This window comes from Stenotrophomonas capsici, assembly GCF_034961085.1.
In the GTDB taxonomy this organism is placed as follows: domain Bacteria; phylum Pseudomonadota; class Gammaproteobacteria; order Xanthomonadales; family Xanthomonadaceae; genus Stenotrophomonas; species Stenotrophomonas capsici.
The window spans coordinates 349,680-369,158 of sequence record NZ_JAYFUH010000249.1; the positions used below are offsets into that span (position 1 = coordinate 349,680).

General features: G+C 68.1%; 14 protein-coding genes. 10 read left to right on the top strand and 4 right to left on the bottom strand.

Features of this window, described 5'->3' with window-relative positions; translation table 11 throughout:
• The first annotated feature begins 110 nt into the window (after positions 1-110).
• The 3 genes from prpF to pbpC all read left to right on the top strand — a co-directional run bounded on the left by prpF (position 111) and on the right by pbpC (position 8,842).
• Positions 111-1,304: a 2-methylaconitate cis-trans isomerase PrpF gene (prpF, locus tag VA603_RS14755; RefSeq protein ID WP_323439298.1), complete on the top strand. Its 1,194-nt coding sequence runs from the start codon at positions 111-113 to the stop codon at positions 1,302-1,304.
• Positions 1,305-1,420: 116 nt separating this feature from the next.
• Positions 1,421-6,340, top strand: a complete 4,920-nt coding sequence (locus VA603_RS14760; protein WP_323439299.1) for an alpha-2-macroglobulin — start codon at positions 1,421-1,423, stop codon at positions 6,338-6,340.
• Positions 6,341-6,457: 117 nt separating this feature from the next.
• Positions 6,458-8,842 (top strand): penicillin-binding protein 1C, encoded by a 2,385-nt coding sequence (gene pbpC / locus VA603_RS14765; RefSeq protein WP_425603718.1) that lies wholly within the window; start codon positions 6,458-6,460, stop codon positions 8,840-8,842.
• Positions 8,843-8,922: 80 nt separating this feature from the next.
• On the opposite strand, the gene VA603_RS14770 is transcribed toward pbpC, so the two are convergent.
• On the bottom strand, positions 8,923-9,501 hold the full coding sequence (locus tag VA603_RS14770) for a ferritin-like domain-containing protein (protein WP_132865236.1): 579 nt from the start codon (positions 9,499-9,501) through the stop codon (positions 8,923-8,925).
• 27 nt (positions 9,502-9,528) lie between these two features.
• Complete coding sequence (locus VA603_RS14775; RefSeq protein WP_132865235.1) at positions 9,529-10,011, bottom strand: peroxiredoxin; 483 nt, start codon at positions 10,009-10,011, stop codon at positions 9,529-9,531.
• A 150-nt stretch (positions 10,012-10,161) separates the two neighbouring features.
• Here VA603_RS14775 and VA603_RS14780 point away from each other — a divergent pair, with 150 nt between their 5' ends.
• Complete coding sequence (locus tag VA603_RS14780) at positions 10,162-10,596, top strand: Hsp20/alpha crystallin family protein (protein WP_323439300.1); 435 nt, start codon at positions 10,162-10,164, stop codon at positions 10,594-10,596.
• A 120-nt stretch (positions 10,597-10,716) separates the two neighbouring features.
• Entirely contained in the window at positions 10,717-11,613 is an 897-nt protein-coding gene (locus VA603_RS14785) for a DnaJ C-terminal domain-containing protein (RefSeq protein WP_132865233.1), read from the top strand.
• Between the two features lie 75 nt (positions 11,614-11,688).
• Here VA603_RS14785 and pilH read toward each other — a convergent pair whose 3' ends face one another.
• Both pilH and VA603_RS14795 read right to left on the bottom strand, forming a co-directional pair.
• On the bottom strand, positions 11,689-12,072 hold the full coding sequence (gene pilH / locus VA603_RS14790; RefSeq protein WP_132865232.1) for a twitching motility response regulator PilH: 384 nt from the start codon (positions 12,070-12,072) through the stop codon (positions 11,689-11,691).
• 92 nt (positions 12,073-12,164) lie between these two features.
• A complete protein-coding gene (locus VA603_RS14795; protein ID WP_323439301.1) occupies positions 12,165-13,160 on the bottom strand; it encodes a YhdH/YhfP family quinone oxidoreductase in 996 nt (331 codons plus the stop codon).
• A gap of 141 nt (positions 13,161-13,301) precedes the next feature.
• Between VA603_RS14795 and hflK the strand changes: the two genes are divergently transcribed.
• The 5 genes from hflK (at position 13,302) to radA (ending at position 19,474) form a co-directional block, all read left to right on the top strand.
• A complete protein-coding gene (gene hflK, locus VA603_RS14800; protein WP_323439302.1) occupies positions 13,302-14,405 on the top strand; it encodes an FtsH protease activity modulator HflK in 1,104 nt (367 codons plus the stop codon).
• The gene (gene hflC / locus VA603_RS14805) at positions 14,402-15,265 is read left to right on the top strand and encodes a protease modulator HflC (protein ID WP_132865229.1); all 864 of its coding nucleotides are present in this window, start codon (positions 14,402-14,404) and stop codon (positions 15,263-15,265) included. Before hflK ends, hflC begins: the two co-directional genes overlap by 4 nt.
• A 352-nt stretch (positions 15,266-15,617) precedes the next feature.
• Positions 15,618-16,910 carry an adenylosuccinate synthase gene (locus VA603_RS14810; protein ID WP_132865228.1) on the top strand — a complete coding sequence of 431 codons (1,293 nt, stop codon included), beginning with the start codon at positions 15,618-15,620 and terminating at the stop codon, positions 16,908-16,910.
• Positions 16,911-17,300: 390 nt separating this feature from the next.
• The gene (locus VA603_RS14815; protein WP_132865227.1) at positions 17,301-18,014 is read left to right on the top strand and encodes an AraC family transcriptional regulator; all 714 of its coding nucleotides are present in this window, start codon (positions 17,301-17,303) and stop codon (positions 18,012-18,014) included.
• 74 nt (positions 18,015-18,088) lie between these two features.
• Positions 18,089-19,474, top strand: a complete 1,386-nt coding sequence (gene radA / locus VA603_RS14820; RefSeq protein WP_313251662.1) for a DNA repair protein RadA — start codon at positions 18,089-18,091, stop codon at positions 19,472-19,474.
• The last annotated feature ends 5 nt before the right edge of the window (positions 19,475-19,479 follow it).

Sequence of the window (19,479 nt, forward strand, 5' to 3'; positions counted from 1 at the left end):
GCCCCTGGACGGGGCTTTGCTTGAAGCCCCTCTCCCGCCGGCGGGAGAGGGGTTGGGGTGAGGGCAGCCGCTTCTGCCCTTGTCGTTGATGCACGTCAGGAAACCCAGTCATGTCCCATGTTCCGCAGATCAGAATCCCCGCCACCTACCTGCGCGGCGGCACCTCCAAGGGCGTGTTCTTCCGCCTGGAAGACCTGCCGGCCAGCGCGCAGGTGCCCGGCGCGGCACGCGACCGCCTGTTCCAGCGGGTGATCGGCTCGCCCGATCCGTTCGCCAAGCAGATCGATGGCATGGGCGGGGCGACCTCCAGCACCAGCAAGTGCGTGATCCTGTCGCCAAGCAGCAGGCCCGACCACGACGTGGACTACCTCTATGGCCAGGTCTCGATCGACACCGACTTCGTCGACTGGTCGGGTAATTGCGGCAACCTGTCCACCGGGGCCGGCGCGTTCGCGCTGCATGCCGGCTACGTCGATCCGGCCCGTGTTCCGGAAAACGGCGTCTGCGCGGTGCGAATCTGGCAGGCCAACATCAACAAAACCATCATCGCGCATGTGCCGGTCAGCAACGGCCAGGTGCAGGAAACCGGTGACTTCGAACTGGATGGGGTGACCTTCCCGGCGGCGGAGATCGTGCTGGAGTTCATCGATCCGGCCGATGAGGGCGAAGGCGAGGGCGGCGGTGCGATGTTCCCGACCGGCAACCTGGTCGATGACCTGGAGGTGCCGGGTGTCGGTACGCTGAAGGCTACGATGATCACCGCCGGTATCCCCACCGTGTTCGTCAACGCGGCCGACATCGGCTACACCGGCACCGAGCTGCAGCCGGCCATCAACGAGGACAAGGCGGCGCTGGCCCGGCTGGAAGCCATCCGCGTCGCCGGTGCGCTGCGCATGGGGCTGATCGCCTCGCCGGAGGAAGCACTCAAGCGCCAGCACACGCCGAAGATCGTGTTCGTCGCGCCGCCACAGGACTACGTGTCCAGCGGCAACAAGCCGATCAGGGCCGGTGACATCGACCTCAACGCCCGCGCCCTGTCGATGGGCAAGCTGCACCACGCGATGATGGGCACCGCTTCGGTGGCCATCGCCACCGCGGCATCGGTGCCGGGCACGCTGGTCAACGCGGCCGCCGGCGGCGGCCAGCGCAACGCGGTGCGCTTCGGCCACCCGTCCGGCACGCTGCGGGTCGGCGCCGAGGTGGCGCAGGTCGATGGCCAGTGGACCGTGACCAAGGCGGTGATGAGCCGTAGCGCGCGCATCCTGATGGAAGGCTGGGTGCGGGTGCCGGGCGATATGTTCTGAGGGCGGCGGCCCCATCACCCTCGTTGCCTGTGCCTGTTGGGCGGCGATTGGGCTGACCTGTACACAAGGTCCATGCCGATGGCTGGGTATACTCCGGCCATCTGCAGGAGGACGCCATGGGCAACAGGAAGTCGTGGGGATTGCGGGGGGCAGCGCTGGTTCTGGCGGCGATTGCCTTGATTGCAGGATGCAAGCGCAACGAGACCGGGCAGCTGCCCGGCACCAGTGGCGAGGCCATCCAGGCCAAGCGCGAAGAGGTCAAGGGCTTCGTCATGCTGCGGGCCTATCCGGACCAGCAGCGCGGTGACGGGATGGCGTTGGCGGTGGAGTTCTCGCGGCCGCTGGTCGGCACCCAGGACTTCGACAAGCTGCTGCGCTTCGAGGAGAAGGTCGGCACCGAGGAAAGCAGCTGGTCGCTGTCCGATGACGGCAAGACCCTGCGCTATCCCTACGTGGAGCCGGCCAAGGAATACACCCTGATCATTTCGCCGGACCTGCTGGCCGCCGATGGCAGCCGGCTGGGCACGGAGGTGAAGCAGAAGGTGTTCAGCGGCGAGATGGAGCCGGCGGTCGGTTTCGCCTCGCAGGGCAGCGTGCTGCCGGCCAAGGAGAGCCGCGGCCTGCCGGTGGTGTCGGTGAACGTGCCGGAGGTGGACGTCGAATTCCTGCGCGTGCGCGAATCCGAGCTGCCCAGCTTCTTTGCCCAGTACCAGCGTGGCGGCCGTCGTGGCAGCTGGGAGCTGGACAGCGAGTACAGCGACAATACGCCGCTGTCGCAGCTGGCCGAGCCGGTCTACATGAACCGCTTCGTGCTGGGTGGCAAGCAGAACGAGCGGGTACTGACCTACCTGCCGATCCAGGAAGTGAAGGAACTGCAGCAGCCGGGCCTGTATTTCGCGGTGATGAAGCGCACCGGCAGCTTCGGTGGCGAGTACGACACCGCGTTCTTCTCCGTCAGCGACATCGGCCTGCACACCCGCGCCTACAAGGACACGCTGTTCGTCCACACCGCGTCGCTGGCCGACGGCACGCCGGCCAGGAAGGTCGACCTGAAGGTCATCAACGCCAAGGGCGAGGTGATCCTGAGGGGGCAGACCGACGGTAACGGCAACGCGTTGCTCAACTACACGCTCGATGCCACCCAGGTGCTGGTGGCTTCCAGCGGCAGCGATACCACGATGCTGCCGTTCAACCAGCCGGCGCTGGACCTGAGTGAGTTCGCGGTGGCCGGCCGCCAGAATGCCAACTTCGATGTATTCGCCTGGTCCGGGCGTGACCTGTACCGCCCCGGCGAGACGGTGCGCGTGTCCGCGCTGCTGCGTGACAACGACGGCAAGCCGCTGCCGGCCCCGGCCAATGGCGGGTTGCCGGTGTTCCTGCGGCTCAAGCAACCCGATGGCAAGACCTTCCGCGAAACCCGCCTGCAGGCGGGCGAGCAGGGCTATTTCTCCTTCGAGCAGGTGATCCCGGTCGAGGCGCCCACCGGCCGCTGGCAGGTGGAGTTCCGCACCGACCCGGCCAGCAAGGAAGCGGTGCAGGGCATGACCCTGCGCATCGAGGAGTTCCTGCCCGAACGCATGAAGCTGGACCTGGACAGCGCGCAGAAGACGCTCAAGCCGGGCGAGCCGCTCAAGCTGCAGGCCGACGCGGCCTACCTGTACGGGGCTCCGGCCGACGGCAACCGCTTCACCGCGCGCCTGGCGGTGGCGGTGGAACAGCATCCGGTCGAGGCGATGCCGGGCTGGTTCTTCGGCGATCCCACCGTTGAGCTGCCGCGGCAGGCCAACGACGTGATCGACACCACCCTTCCCGGCGATGGCAAGCTGCGCCAGGACATCCCGCTGCCGGCCGAGGTCGGTAAGGGGACGACGGTGGCGGCGGTGGTGTCGGGCAGCGTCTACGAGACCGGCGGCCGCACCGTCACCCGCACGCTCAAGCGCGTGCTGTGGCCGGCCCCGGCACTGGTGGCGGTGCGCCCGTTGTTCGACGACAAGGACGGTGCCGACGCCAACGCCAATGCGCGCTTCGAGCTGATGCGCGTGGATGCCGAGGGCAATCCGCAGCCGGGCAAGGGCCTGAAGGTCACGCTGGTACGCGAGCTGCGCGATTACCACTGGACCTACACCGACAACCGTTGGGACTACGACTTCACCCGTCGCTTCGAGAACAAGGAAACTCGCACCCTCGATGCCGGCACCACCGCGGCCCGCTTCGACTTCCCGGTGGAATGGGGTGATTACCGGGTGGACGTGTTCGATCCCGCCACCGGCCTGACCACGCGCTATCCGTTCAGTGCCGGCTGGAGCTGGGAGGACGAGAACCGCGGCATGGACGCACGCCCCGACAAGGTCAAGCTGGCGCTGGACAAGACCAGCTACCGCGCCGGTGACACGCTGAAGGTGACGGTGACGCCGCCGCATGCCGGCCGTGGCCTGTTGATGGTCGAAAGCGACAAGATGATCTACGTCCAGGACATCGACGCCAAACCGGGCAGCACCTTCGAAATCCCGGTGACCGCCGACTGGGAGCGCCACGACGTCTACGTCACCGCGCTGGTGTTCCGCGGCGGCAGCGCGCCGAGCAAGATCACCCCGGCGCGCGCCGTGGGCGTGGCCCACGTGCCGATGAACCGCAGCGACCGCCGCGTCGCCGTGGGCCTGGTGGCGCCCAGGCAGATGCGTCCCGAACAGCCGATGACGGTCACCGTCAGTGCGCCGGAGCTGGCCGGCAAGCCGGCCCATGTCACCGTCTCGGCGGTGGACGTGGGCATCCTCAACATCACCCGTTTCCCGGTGCCGGATGCCCCGGCGCATTTCTTCGCGCAGCGACGCCTGGGCGTGGATGCGTATGACATCTACGGGCGCGTGATCGAGAGCTTCGACGGCAACACCGGCAAGCTGAAGTTCGGTGGCGACATGGCGCTGGCGGCATTGCCGCAGGCCAAGCGCCCGACCGCGCGGGTGCAGACCGTGGACCTGTTCTCCGGCCCGGTGGCGCTCGATGCCAAGGGCAACGCCCGGGTGCAGCTGAACGTGCCGGACTTCAACGGCACGCTGCGGGTCTCGGCACTGGTCTACTCGGACCAGCGCTACGGCAACCGTGACGTGGAGACGCTGGTGCGCGCGCCCATCCTGGCCGAGGCCAGCATGCCGCGGGTGATGGCGCCGGGCGACCGCAGCATGGTCACCCTCGACGTGCAGAACTTCACCGGCAAGCCCGGCCAGTTCACGGTACGGGTGGACGGCGAAGGCCCGCTGGGCATCGCCGAGTCCTCGCGCTCGGTGCAGTTGGGCGCGGATGCCAAGAGCACCCTGAGCTTCCCGTTGACCGCGCAGGAAGGCTACAGCGTGGCCAAGGTGCGGGTGCGCGTGGACGGCAACGGTTTCAAGGTCGACCGGCGTTATGACCTGCCGGTGCGCGCGGCCTGGCCGCAGGTGCTGCGCTCGCAGACCCGCACGCTCGATCCGTTGGCAGCGGTCACCCTGGACAGCAGCTTCATCGATGGCCTGATGAGCAACTCGGTCAGCGCCCGCATGCTGGTCAGCGCGCTGCCGCCGATCCCGTTCGCCTCCGCGCTGCAAGGGGCGCTCAACTATCCGTATGGGTGCGCCGAGCAGACCACCAGCAAGGGCTACGCCGCGTTGATGCTCGACCAGGCCACCTCGGCCATGCTCGGCGCCGATGGGCTGGATGCCAAGGCGCGCCGCGAGCGCATGGAAGGTGCGTTCGGCCGATTGGCATCGATGCAGGTGGCCAACGGCAACTTCTCGATGTGGGGCAACGACGACTACATCAACCCGGCGCTGACCCCGTACATTGCCGAGTTCCTGCTCGATGCCAAGGACGCCGGCTTCGCGGTGCCGGAGAACGTGCTGCAGAAAGCGCTGGACCGGATCAGCGAAGACCTGCTCAGCGGTGGCAACCAGTTCTACGGGCAGGACAGCCGGGAGGCACTGAAGTTCGCCAACCAGGCCTATTCGGGCTATGTGCTGGCGCGGGTCAACCGCGCGCCGCTGGGAACCCTGCGCACGCTGTGGGACAACGAGCGCAGCAAGGCGGTGTCCGGCTTGTCGCTGGTGCACCTGGGTGTGGCGCTGTCGCTGCAGGGCGATGGCAAGCGCGGCCAGGCCGCGATTTCCGCCGGCTTCGCCAAGGCTACGAATGACCGTCCGTCCTACTTCGGCGATTACGGCAGCGTGCTGCGTGACGATGCGCTGATGATCGCACTGACCCACGAGCGCGGCCTGGCCAAGCCCGAGTACGACGCACGTGCAGTGTCCATGGGCCGCGAGCTGGAGGCCCGTCGCAACAGCGGCTGGCTGTGGCTGAGCACGCAGGAGCAGGTGGCGTTGGCACGCCTGGGCAAGGCCTTGATGGTCAACCAGAAGAAGCTGGTGTCCGGCGAGCTGGCCGTGGGTGAGCGCCGCGAGACGATCGACGCGCGCAAGGCGTTCGGCCGGGTGTTCGATGCAGCCCAGCTGGCGCAAGGCGTGCGTTTCTCGCCGCAGGGCGAGGCCCCGATGTTCGCCAGCCTGGACGTGGCCGGCATCCCGCGGCAGGCACCGGCGCCGGACAACCGCCATATCGGCATCGAGCGCACCTGGTACGGCACCGACGGCAAGCCGTGGACGCCGCGTCCGTTGAAGGAAGGCGAGGCCTTGATCGTGCGCCTGAGCGTGACCGCCAATACCGCGATGCCCGAGGCATTGGTGACCGACCTGTTGCCGGCAGGCCTGGAGATCGAGAACTTCAACCTCGGTGATGCCAAGCAATGGGCCGACGTGGTGGTGGATGGCGTGGAGATCAGCGACCGTGGCAGCGCCGCCGACATCAAGCACGAGGAGTTCCGTGACGACCGTTACGTGGCGGCGGTGAACCTGTCGCGCGGCCGGACCGCGAACGTGTTCTACCTCGTCCGTGCGGTCAGCCCGGGTACCTATACCGTGCCGCCGCCGCTGGCCGAGGACATGTATCGCCCCGACCTGCGCGGCGTGGGTCGCTCCACCCCGACCACGATCACGGTGGTACAGCCCTGACCCCGCCGCGCCTGTGCAGCAAGGTAGGAGCGGCTTCGGCCGCGAGGCCGGGAATGCCCGGCTTCGCGCCCGGGGTCGCTCCTGCTCCCCAAGGTCACGATTGAAGAACACGCACCAGTGAACACGCGCTTCCCGCGCCTGAAGCAGCTTGGCAAGCGCCTGTGCTCTCCCCGCACCCTGCGCCTGCTGCGCTGGGGCACTGCCACATTGTTGGCGTTGCTGCTGGTGCTGGACCTGGCCTTCCCGCCACCACTGCCGCGGTCGCGGGAGACCAGTACGCTGGTCGTCGCCGCCGATGGCACGCCGCTGCGTGCCTTCGCCGATGCCGAAGGCGTCTGGCGCTATCCGGCCGACGCGAAGACGGTTTCGCCGCTCTACCTGCAGGCGTTGCTGACCTACGAGGACCGCTGGTTCTGGCGACATCCGGGCATCAACCCCTGGGCGCTGCTGCGTGCGGCCAGGCAGATGGTGCTGGAGCGGCGTATCGTCTCCGGCGGTTCGACGCTGACCATGCAGGTCGCGCGCATCCTCGACCCACATACGCGCACGCCATGGGGCAAGCTCAAGCAGTTGTTGCGTGCGGTGCAGCTGGAGGTGCACCTGAGCAAGGCCGAGATCCTCGACCTGTACCTGGAGCGCGCGCCCTACGGCGGCACCATCGAAGGCGTCGAGGCGGCCAGCTGGGCCTACCTGGGCAAGTCCGCCGCGCACCTGTCGCAGGCCGAGGCCGCACTGCTGGCGGTGCTGCCGCAGTCACCGAGCCGGCTGCGTCCGGACCGCCATCCCGAGGCCGCAAGACGAGCCCGCGACAAGGTGCTGGCGCGCATGGCCGAACTCGGCGCGTGGTCGGCCGACGAGGTCGCCGATGCGCGCATCGAGCCGGTCGTTGCGCGCTCGCTGAAGCAGCCGCTGTACGCGGCGCTGCTGGCCCAGCGCCTGCATGCGGCGCAACCGCGCGCCGCGCATATCCAGACCACGCTCGATGCGGGCCTGCAGCGCACGCTGGAGGAGCGCGTGGCGGCGTACTTCTCGCAACTGCCCGAGCGCACCTCCGCCGCGCTGCTTGTGATGGACAACACCACGCTGGAGGCCCGTGCCTACGTGGGCTCGGTCGCGTTCGGTGACAAGGCGCGGCTGGGGCACGTGGACATGGTGCAGGCCTGGCGCTCCCCCGGCTCCACGCTCAAGCCGTTCCTGTACGGCATGGCGCTGGACGATGGCCTTATCCACTCCGAGAGCCTGCTGGTGGATGCGCCGCAGAGTTTCGGCGGCTATCGCCCGGGCAACTTCGATGCCGCGTTCAATGGCCCCATTGGCGCGGCCAGTGCATTGCGCCTGTCGTTGAACGTGCCCTCGGTGGACCTGCTCGACCGTGTCGGCCCGGCGCGCTTCACCGCCCGGCTCGCCAACGGCGGGGTCACGCTGCGCTTCCCGCATGGGGCCAAGCCGAATCTGGCCGTGATCCTGGGCGGCACCGGTGCCCAGCTGGAGGGGCTGGTCGGTGCCTTCTCGGCGTTCAACCGTGGTGGCATCGCCGGTCGCGTGCGTTACACGCCGGACGATCCCCGGCTCGAGCGGCGGATGATGTCCGAAGGCGCGGCGTGGATCGTGCGTGACATCCTCGAATCCAACCCGCGCCCGGGGTACGGCGTGGGCACCTTCGACACCGGCGGCCGCCCGCGCGTGGCATGGAAGACCGGCACCAGCTTTGGTTACCGCGATGCCTGGGCCATCGGCGGTACCCGCCAATACACCGTGGGCGTGTGGGTCGGCCGGCCCGACGGCACGCCGCTGCCCGGCCAGTACGGTGCGGTCACCGCGCTGCCGCTGATGTTCGAGGTCATCGACAGCCTGCCGCGCCAACCGGGCGACAACGCCACCCGGACGGCACCGGCCAGCGTCACTGAAATGGACATCTGCTGGCCGCTGGGCATCGCCGCCGAGCAGACCCCGCCGTCGATGTGTCACCGGCGGTTCCCGGCGATGGTGCTCGACGGCGTGGTGCCGCCCACCTTCGCCGAACGCGATGCCCGCCTGTGGCAATCCGGTCGCCTGCGCTTCGAGGTGGATGCAGTGACCGGGCAGCGGGTATCGGTGGACTGCAATGGCCATCCGGCCCGTGAGCAACGCGAGATCGCCCGTTGGCCGGCACTGGCTTCACCGTGGTTGTCGGCCGCGCAACGTCAGGCACAGCAGTTGCCGGTGCTTGCGGCCGATTGCCCGGACGATGGCCGCCAATCGCGTGGCGTACTGCATATCGACGGCCTGAATGACCAGTCCACGCTGGCCCGGCCACCGGGTGCAACGCATGGTCCGCGCCTGCAACTGCGCGCACTGGGAAGCGATGCCACCGTCCAATGGCTGCTCGACGGCCGCTGGATTGCCCAGACCCAGGGCGCGCGGGTGTTCATGCGCGACTTCGAGGACGCCGGCGAACACACGCTCACCGCCCTGTCGGACGACGGCAGCTGGGCACGCGTGCGCTTCCGCGTCGTCCACTAGCCGGCAGGAGCGACCTTGCCCGCGAAGTCCCGGACCGCCAGGCGGTCATGGCGTCGCAAGCGAGGCCGCTGCCGCCGAGGTTATTCGCCGATCCAGCCGTCCAGCATGTCGGCGAAGTCATCGGCATGGTCCTCCTCCTGCGCCAGGATCTGCTCCAGGATGCGCTTGGTGGTGGTGTCCTTGTCGCCGATGAAGTTGATCATCTCGCGATAGCTGTCGATGGCGATGCGCTCGGCGATGAGGTTCTCGCGGACCATGTCGCGCAGGTTGCCGCCTTCCTTGTACTCGGCGTGGGAGCGCGCGGTGAGGGTGTCCGGGTTGAGGTCCGGTGCACCGCCCAGCTGCACGATGCGGTTGGACAGCAGGTCCGCATGCGCCTGCTCCTGCTGGGCGTGTTCCAGGAACTCGGCCTTCACCGTGTCGGCCAGCATCCCCTTGGCCATGTAGTAATGCCGGTAGTAGCGCAGCACGCAGACCCATTCGGTGGCCAGCGCATCGTTGAGCAGCTTGATCACCGTGGTGCGGTCGGCGCTGTAGCTGGGCGTCACCGCACCGTCTTCCATGCGTTTGCGCGCGTTGGCCCGCAGGGTCTTGCGGTCGGTGAAGCCGGGCGTCGGGGCGGTGGGTTTGCTCGGCTTCGCGGCTGGCTGCTTGCTCATGGCTGGCCTTTCCTTCTGTTGGGGAAACTACTCCGGCAGATGGGCGAGCACGTATTCGGCGGAGGACACCTCGAACTGGCCGGGTTCCTCGACATAGCTGCCGCGTACCACGCCATCTTCCACGTACAACGCGAACCGACGCGAGCGCATGCCCATGCCGGAACTGCTTGCGTCCATCTCCAGCCCCAGCGCACGGGTGAACTCGCCGTTGCCGTCGGACAGCATCTGCAGGCCATCGGGCACCGATTGGCTTCGGGCCCAGGCCTGCATCACGAACGGATCATTGACCGCCATGCAGAACACCTCGATGCCGCGGCTGCGGAAATCATCGAAGTGCTCCACGTAACCGGGCAGGTGACGAGCCGAGCAGGTCGGGGTGAACGCGCCGGGGACGGCGAACAGCACCACCTTGCGGCCGTCGAACAGGGTGTGGGTATCCACCGTTTCCAGGCCCTCGCGCAGGCGCTTGAGGATGACTTCGGGAATGCGGTCGCCGACTTGGATGGACATCAGTAACTCCTGTGCTGAATGTCAGTTTAGTGATCGATTGGAAGTGCCGCGTCAAAAGCTTGAAAACACGGCTTTCACGCAACACCTCGTGGGCATGGGAACGGCATCGCCATTCCGGCAGTCCGGGCCCCCACATTTCAGGAGGACATGATGAGCATCGTACGTTACCGCCAGTGGCCGACGCAGTCCGAAATCCGCAATCTGCTGGGCCCGTTGCTGGAAGCCCCCGCCACCTCGCCGCAGGGCTGGGCGCCGGCGGTGGACATCCGCGAGGAGCCGACGCAGTTCGTGCTGTTGGCCGATCTCCCCGGCGTGGAGCCGTCCAGCATCGAGGTGCAGATGGACAAGGGCGTGCTGGAGATCCGTGGTGAGCGCAGCGCACCGGCCGCCGCCGGGGAAGGCCGCTTCTCGCGCAGCGAGCGACGCCATGGCACGTTCAATCGCCGCTTCGCCCTGCCGGACAGCGCCAACGCCGAGGGCATCGCCGCCCGCAGCCAGAACGGTGTGCTGGAGATCCGCATCCCCAAGCGCGAGGAACCGGCACCGCGCCGCATCCAGGTCCAGGCCGCTTCCCCGGCCGTGTGAGTGCGCCTCCACCAGCACGAGCGCCGTGGCCCGGTAGAATGGCGGCCACGGCGGTCGCCGGTTGCATGACGGCCCGTTGCCGAAAGGTGGCGGGCCTGACTTTTTTGCAGAGGTGTATGGATGGAATTCAAGGATTACTACGCAACGCTGGGCGTGGAGCCCACCGCCGGCGATGCCGAGATCAAGACCGCCTACCGGCGTCTGGCGCGCAAGTACCACCCCGACGTCAGCAAGGAAGCCGGTGCGGAGGAGAAGTTCAAGGCGGTCAATGAGGCCTACGAGGCGCTGCGCGATCCGCAGAAGCGCCAGGCCTATGACCAGCTGCGCGCGCAGGGTTACCGCCCGGGCGAGGAATTCCAGGCACCGCCCAACTTCGGCGGCGGCCAGGGGTTTGATTTCGAGGAGGTGTTCGGCGGCGGCGGTGCCGGCGGCGGCTTCAGTGATTTCTTCGAAAGCCTGTTCGCGCGCCAGCGCGGTGCCGGCGGGGCAGGGGCGCGTGGTCGTCCCGGGTTTGGCGGCGCCGGGCCGCAACCGATGCGCGACACCCGCGCCAAGCTGTCGGTGCCGCTGGAGGCGGCGTACAGCGGTGACAGCCTGCGCATCACCGTCGATGGTCGCCAGCTCGACGTGCGCGTGCCCAAAGGCATCCGCCCGGGCCAGGTGATCCGGCTGGGCGGGCAGGGCAGCGGGGGCGGCAACCTGATGCTGGAGGTGGAATACGCCTCGCACCCGCAGTTCGAGGTGGACGGGCGCAACATCCTGTACACCCTGCAGGTCACGCCGTGGCAGGCGGCGCTGGGCACCAGCATCAGCGTGCCGACCCTGGGCGGGGCGGTGGAACTGAAGGTGCCGGCCGATTCGGACAGTGGCCGCAAGCTGCGCCTGCGCGGCCGTGGCCTGCCGGGCAAGCCCGATGGCGACCAGATCGTGGAACTGGAGGTGGTGGCCCCGGTGGCGACGACCGAGGCCCAGCGCAAGGCCTATCAGGAACTGGCCAAGGCCTTCGGTGACAGTTGAGGCCGGTGCGCCCGGTCCCCGAGCACGAAAAAGGCGAGCTCCCCGGCTCGCCTTTTTCGTTCCGGCCCTCCGGCGTCAGCCGGCCGGCGGGGCCTCGGCGCTGAACACCTGCGCGATCACCGCGGACAGGTCCTCTTCCGAGAACGGCTTGGTGATGTAGGCCTTGGCGCCCTGGCGCATGCCCCACAGCCGGTCGGTGTCCTGGTCCTTGGTGGTCACCAGGATCACCGGGATGTGCTGGGTGGTGGCCTCGCGCTTGAGCGTGCGGGTGGCCTGGAACCCGTTGAGGTTCGGCATCACCACGTCCATCAGCACCAGGTCCGGCAGCACCGACTTGGCCGCTTCCACCCCGGAAGCGCCATCGGTGGCGGTAAAGGTCTCATGCCCCAGCTTCTCTACGATGCGCTGGATGCCCATCAACTGAGACGGCGAATCGTCAACGATCAGGATGCGCGCCATGTTCTTCCCCAAGAGTCAGCGACGAGTGTAGTGCCGGCCCGGGCCCGGCGTGAAGCCGCCAGCGCCGGGTCTGGGCCGGGTCAGGACGGCGGTCAGTCGATTCTTACGACCGTGCGCCCGAAGGACTTGCCGGCGAGCATCGTATCGAACACGCCCGGCAGTTCGCCAAGCCCCACTTCACGGGTACAGATGGTGCCCAGGTGGCGCGGCTTCCAGTCCCCGCCCAGCAGTGCCCAGACCTGCTCGCGGATGTCCCGGGCGGTGCCGGCCGAGGCCACGCCCAGCAGGGATACGCCGCGGATGATGAAGGGCATCACGGTCATGTCCAGCTCCGCGGTGGCCGCCAGGCCGGCCGAGGCCACGTTGCCGTAGGGGCTGGTCTGGGCCAGCAGGCTGGTCAGCATCGCCCCGCCGACGTTGTCCAGCCCGCCGCCGAAGCGGGCCGATTCCATCGGCCGGGTGGTGGCCAAGGCATCGCGGCCCAGTACCTGGCTGGCACCGATCGCGGTCAGGTAGTCGGCCGCCTCGGCCTTGCCGCTGACGGCATGCACCTCGAAGCCGGCCCGGCTGAAGATGTCCACCGCCAGCGAGCCGACCCCGCCGGTGGCGCCGGTCACCGCCAGCGGGCCGAGCGCCGGGGACTGGCGGTTCTCGGTCATCCGGAACAGCGCCAGCGCGGCGGTGAAGCCGGCCGTGCCCAGCACCATGGCTTCACGCAGGTCCAGCCCGGCAGGCAGCGGGATCATCCATCGGGACTCCAGTCGCACGTACTGGCTGTAGCCGCCGTCGCGGGTCTCGCTCAGGCCGCAGCCGGTGGTCAGCACCTTGTCGCCCTCGCGGAAGGCCGGGTCGGTCGAGGCCACCACCTCGCCGGCCACGTCGATGCCGCCGACCAGCGGGAAGCGGCGCAGGATCTTGCCCTTGCCGGTGCCGGCCAGGGCATCCTTGTAGTTCACCGAGGACCAGCGGGCACGGATCACCACCTCGCCGGGGCTGAGCTGGTCCAGCGCCAGCGGCTCCAGGCCGCTGCGGTAGCCCGCCTCGTCGTTGTGGATGCGGAAGGCGGAAAACGGGGCGGAAACGGACATGGCGGCCTGCACTGGAACGGGGGATGTCCAAGATAGCGGTTGCGAAACGGCAGGTCAGCCGCATCTAGTAGAATCGGGATTCGATTGATGGCCGGGTCCGGCGGGAACTCCCGCACCCCGGCCCTTACAGATGGAGCATGCATGGCCTGGAATACACCCGGCGGCAATGGTGGGGGCGCGGACGACCGCGGCCCGCGCAAGCCACGTGGCGGAAATGGCAACGGATGGGGCGGCAACATCCCCGGGCCGTTGCGCGACCTGTTTGATGGCGGCATCTGGCGCTGGGTATTGATCGTGGTGGCCTTGCTGGTGCTGTTCTCCAGCTTCCAGCTGATCGGCGAGCAGCAGCGCGGCGTGGTGCTGCGTTTCGGCGAGTACTCGCGGATCCTGCAACCGGGCCCTAACTTCAAGCTGCCGTGGCCGATCGAGTCGGTGGTCAAGGTCAATGCCACCCAGATCAAGACCTTCAGCAGCAACGTGCCGGTGCTCACCCGCGACGAGAACATCGTCAACGTGGCGGTCAACGTGCAGTACCGCGTGGACGACCCGCGCCAGTACCTGTTCGGTACGGTCGATGCCGACCAGATGCTGGAGCAGTCCGCGCAGAGCGCGGTGCGCGAACAGGTGGGCCGTGCCGACCTGAACACCGTGCTCAACAACCGCGGCCCGCTGGCCTCGGTGGCCGAGCAGCGCCTGCAGGCCTCGCTCAAGGCCTACAACACCGGCCTGAGCGTGACCGGCCTGACCCTGCCCGACGCCCGTCCGCCGGAAGAAGTGAAGCCGGCCTTCGACGAGGTCAACGGTGCCCAGCAGGTCAAGGAACGCCTGATCAACGAAGCCCAGGCCTACGCGGCCAAGGTCGTGCCCGAAGCGCGTGGCCAGGCCTCGCGTGCCCGCACCACCGCCGAAGGCTACAAGCAGGCCGCCGTGGCCAAGGCCGAAGGTGACGCGCGCCGCTTCACCCTGCTGCAGGCCGAGTACAAGAACGCGCCGGAAGTCACCCGCAAGCGCCTGTGGCTGGAAACCGTGCAGCAGGTGCTGGCCGAGAACCGCAAGGTCATCGGTGGCGATGGCCGCCAGCTGATCTACGTGCCGATGCCCGCCGATGCGGCCAAGGGCGCCGGCAACGCCCCGCAGCTGACCCCGGACATGGTCGTGCCGGCCCTGCCGTCGGCCACCGACAGCATTCGCAACGCGGACCGCTCGGTCTCGCGCTCGGCAAGTCGTGAGGAGGCCAGCCGATGAAGAATTCATTTGTGATCGGCCTGCTGGTCGTGGTGCTGCTGGGCCTGCTGGGCTCGGTGTACGTGGTCCGCGAGGACCAGACCGCGATGGTGCTGAACCTGGGCAAGGTGGTGCGTTCGGACATCAAGCCGGGCCTGCACTTCAAGGTGCCGCTGGTGGAAACCGTGCGCGTGTTCGACCGCCGCTTCCAGGTGCTGGACACCGCTCCGGCGCGTTACTTCACCGCCGAGCAGAAGGACGTCAGCGTCGACTTCTTCGCCATCGGCTACATCTCCGACGTGCGTTCGTACTACCGCTCCACCGGCGGTGACGGCAAGGTGGCCAATGCCCGCCTTGCGCCGATCATCACCGACTCGCTGCGCAACCAGATCAACTCGCGCACCCTGCAGGCACTGGTGTCCGGTGACCGCGGCGAGCTGATCGCCGGCCAGCTGAAGGCGATCAACGAGGCGGTCAAGCCGCTCGGCATGCAGATCATCGACCTGCGCATCAAGCAGATCGACCTGCCGACGGACAGCCAGGTGATCACCGACGTGTACGAGCGCATGCGCGCCCAGCGCAAGCAGGAGGCCGCCAAGCTGCGCGCCGAGGGCGAGGAGCAGTCGCTGACCATCCGCGCCCAGGCCGACCGCGAGAGCACCGTGATCGTGGCCGAGGCCGAGCGCGATGCGCAGCAGCTGCGTGGTGAGGGCGATGCCCAGGCCGCCGCCATCTACGGCAAGGCCGGCTCGGCCGACCCGGCGTTCTACTCGTTCTACCGCAGCCTGGAGGCCTACCGCGGCTCGATGACCGACGGCAATGGCGTGATCGTGCTCGACAAGAACGACCCGTTCCTGCAGTACCTGAAGAACGACCGCTGACCCTTGCGGCAGCACCAGGCTCGGCCCGGTGCTGCCAGCTGCCGGTAGCGCCGGGCCATGCCCGGCAGCAACGTGGCGCAGGTTGGCTGCGTTCACGGGGCCGGGTCTGAACGACCGGCCACTGCCGCCGATGGGATGCACCGTCAGGGGTGGTAGCCGTCAGGCAAAACCCGGATAATCCAGAAAAGCCGGTCGGGCCTGCTCCTCACAGAGCGTCCCGTTCGGCTTTTTCCGTGTATGGCCTTGACGTTTGCCGGCGCTCCCCGATGGGGCACCACTGTGGCTGACCATTGGCTCCGCACGGCCCCGTCCGCGGCCCCGATGGCCGCAGCAAATTCAGGAGTTACCCGTCATGGGTCAATCAGTTGTTGTTCTCGGCGCCCAGTGGGGCGATGAAGGCAAGGGCAAGATCGTCGATCTGCTGACCGAGGAGATCGGTGCAGTGGTCCGTTTCCAGGGCGGCCACAATGCCGGCCACACCCTGGTCATCAACGGCAAGAAGACCGTCCTGCACCTGATTCCGTCCGGCATCCTGCGCGATGACGCGCTGTGCCTGATCGGCAATGGCGTGGTGATTTCCCCGGCCGCCCTGCGCAAGGAAATCGAGGAGCTGGAAACGGCCGGCGTGGAAGTGCGTTCGCGCCTGAAGATTTCCCCGGCCGCGCCGCTGATCATGCCGTACCACATCGCGCTGGATCAGGCCCGCGAAAAGGCCGCCGGCGGCAAGGCGATCGGCACCACCGGCCGTGGCATCGGCCCGGCCTATGAAGACAAGGTGGCGCGCCGCGGCATCCGCGTTGCCGACCTGCACTACCCGGAACAGCTGGCCGAGAAGCTGCGTTCGGCGCTGGATTACCACAACTTCGTGCTGACCCAGTACCTGGGCGTGGAACCGGTGGATTTCGACACCGTCTACCAGGAAGCGCTGGCCTTCGGCGAGTACGTCGAGCCGATGAAGTCCGACGTGGCCGGCATCTGCCATGACCTGCGCAAGCAGGGCAAGCGCGTGCTGTTCGAAGGCGCGCAGGGCGCGCTGCTGGACATCGACCACGGCACCTACCCGTACGTCACCAGCTCCAACACCACCGTCGGCGGCGCGCTGGCCGGTGCCGGTGTGGGCGCCGATGCGATCGATTACGTGCTGGGCATCGCCAAGGCCTACGCCACGCGCGTGGGTGGCGGTCCGTTCCCGACCGAGCTGGACGACGAGATCGGCCAGGGCATCCGCGACCGTGGCGCCGAGTACGGCGCCTCGACCGGCCGTCCGCGTCGCTGCGGCTGGATGGACATCGTCGCGCTCAAGCGCGCCGTGGCCATCAACGGCATCTCGGGCCTGTGCATCACCAAGCTGGACGTGCTCGACGGCATGGAAAAGCTCAAGATCTGCATCGCCTACGAATACCGTGGCAAGCGTACCGAGTACGCCCCGCTGGATGCGCAGGGCTGGGAAGAGTGCACCCCGGTGTACCTGGAATTCCCGGGCTGGAGCGAGAACACCCACGGCGTCACCGAGTGGGACAAGCTGCCGCCGGCCGCCCGCGCTTACCTGCGCGCGCTGGAGGAACTGGCAGGCTGCCCGATCTCGATCGTGTCGACCGGTCCGGACCGCGACCACACCATGGTCCTGCAGGATCCGTGGGGCTGATCGCCCGTCACCGCGTTTGATGCGTGAACCAAGGCCCCGCGAAAGCGGGGCCTTGTGTTTGCAGCCTTGCGGTGGATGGTCATGGGAAGGGGCGTCGCCGTCCGCGGGCATGGGCCTGGGAACTGGGCAGTGCCGCGGCCGGTGCTTCCCGCAGGGCCAGTCCAGTTCGGGCGCCTGGATTGTGCCGGTTCCGGCATTCGGGATAATTCATGCCATCAAGGCGCGATGCGCCTGGAGCTGGATCCTGCCTGCAGGGACCGCACGGGTGGTCTGAGGCGGCCCGTCTGTCCGCCCGCCGCCGGGAATGTCTTTTGGCCCTGCGGATTCCATGCCGGATCAGGCATCATCGGATGCCCGGTCGGCTTTTCGCCGACGCCACATGTCGTCCCGATGCGTATTGACCCTGCCGAAATCGAAGCCCTGTTCGACGCCATTCCCAGCGTGCTGTTCTTCGCCAAGGACACCGACGGGCGCTACACGCACGTCAACATGACGATGATGCAGCGGCTCGGCGTGAAGTCGCGCAGCGAGGTGATCGGGCGGCGCGCCGATGAGCTGTACCCGGTGGGCATGAGCGAGGCCTACGTGGCCCAGGACCAGCGCGTGCTGGGGGGGGAGGTGATCGAGAACGTGATGGAGCTGCAGTTGTTCGCCAACCAGCAGCCCGGCTGGTGCCTGACCTGCAAGCGGCCGATCATCGAGGACGGCAGGGTGGTCGGCCTGATCGGCATCTCGCGCGACCTGGGCCAGCGTGGCGGGCTGGAGTCGCAGTACGAGCCGTTGCGGCTGGCGCTGGATTACCTCAACACGCACTACGCCGAGAACGTGCGCATGCAGACCCTGCTGGACATCACCGGGTTCTCGCTGTCCAAGCTGGAGCGCTCGTTCCGCAAGGTGTTCCAGATGACCCCGCAGCAGGTGCTGACCCGGCTGCGCATCCAGATCGCGTTGCACCTGCTGCATGGCGAGGACAGCGTGGCCAGCATCGGGCAGGCCTGTGGTTTCAGCGACCAGAGCGCGTTCACCCGCAAGTTCAAGGCCGAAGTGGGCATGGCGCCGCGCCAGTACCGGGCGATGATCGCCGCGCGCGCGCTGCTGAACTGAGTCCGGGGCGGTGCTGGTCGCAGCCACTGCGACCACCCTCGGCTATCCTGCGGTTCCCCGTCGCAGGAACCTCCATGGCCAAGCCCCGTAACAGCGCCTACGTCTGCACCGAATGCGGTGCCGAGTACAGCAAATGGCAGGGCCAGTGCACCGAATGCGGGGCATGGAACGTCCTGAGCGAGGTCGTGCTGGAGAGCGCGGCCGCCGCCAAGTCACCGGCCGCGCGCCGCAGTGGCTGGGCCGGCAAGGTCGAGGCGCCGAAGATCACCGCGCTGAAGGACGTGCAGCAGACCGAGCACCAGCGCGTGTCCACCGGCATCGGCGAGTTCGACCGGGTGCTCGGCGGCGGGCTGGTGGAAGGTGCGGTGATCCTGGTCGGCGGCGATCCCGGCATCGGCAAGTCCACGCTGTTGTTGCAGGCGGTGGCCAGGATGGCCAGCACGCTACCGGTGCTGTACGTGACCGGCGAGGAATCGCTGGCCCAGGTGGCGGGCCGTGCGGTGCGGCTGGAGCTGCCGCTGGAGGGCCTCAACGGGCTGTCCGAGACCGGCGTGGAGAACATCCTGCAGCACGCGGCCTCGGCGCGGCCCAAGCTGATCGTGGCCGATTCGGTGCAGACGCTGTGGACCGAAACCCTGACCGCCGCCCCCGGCTCGGTCAGCCAGGTGCGCGAAAGCGCGGCGCGGCTGGTGCGCTTTGCCAAGGAAACCGGCACGGCGGTGTTCCTGGTCGGGCACGTCACCAAGGAAGGCGGCATCGCCGGACCGCGCGTGCTGGAGCACATGGTCGATGCGGTGCTGTACTTCGAAGGCGAGAGTGGCAGCCGCTTCCGCGTGCTGCGCGCGTTCAAGAACCGCTTTGGCGCGGTCAACGAACTGGGCGTGTTCGCGATGGGCGAGAAGGGCCTGAAGGAAGTGCCCAACCCGTCGGCGATCTTCCTGTCCGGTGGCAGCACCCGGCAGCCGGGCAGCTGCGTGATGGTTACACGGGAGGGCACGCGGCCTCTGCTGGTGGAAGTACAGGCGCTGGTGGATTCCTCGCCGCTGTCCAACCCGCGCCGGGTCGCGGTGGGCCTGGAGCAGAACCGCCTGGCGATGCTGCTGGCCGTGCTGCACCGGCACGGCGGGGTGCTGGTCGGCGACCAGGACGTGTTCGTCAACGTGGTCGGTGGCATCCGCGTGCAGGAAACCGCGGTCGACCTGCCGGTGCTGCTGGCGGTGTTGTCCTCGCTGCAGGACCGGCCGCTGGCGGAGAAGACCATCGCCTTCGGCGAGGTCGGCCTGTCCGGCGAGATCCGGCCGGTGCCGAACGGCGAGGACCGCCTGCGCGAGGCGGCCACGCACGGCTTCAAGCGCGCCATCGTGCCCAAGGCCAATGCCCCCAAGACCGGCTCGGTGAAGGGCATGGAAGTGATTGCGGTGGAGCGGCTGTCCGAGGCGCTGGAGGCGGCATCGGAATGATCCGT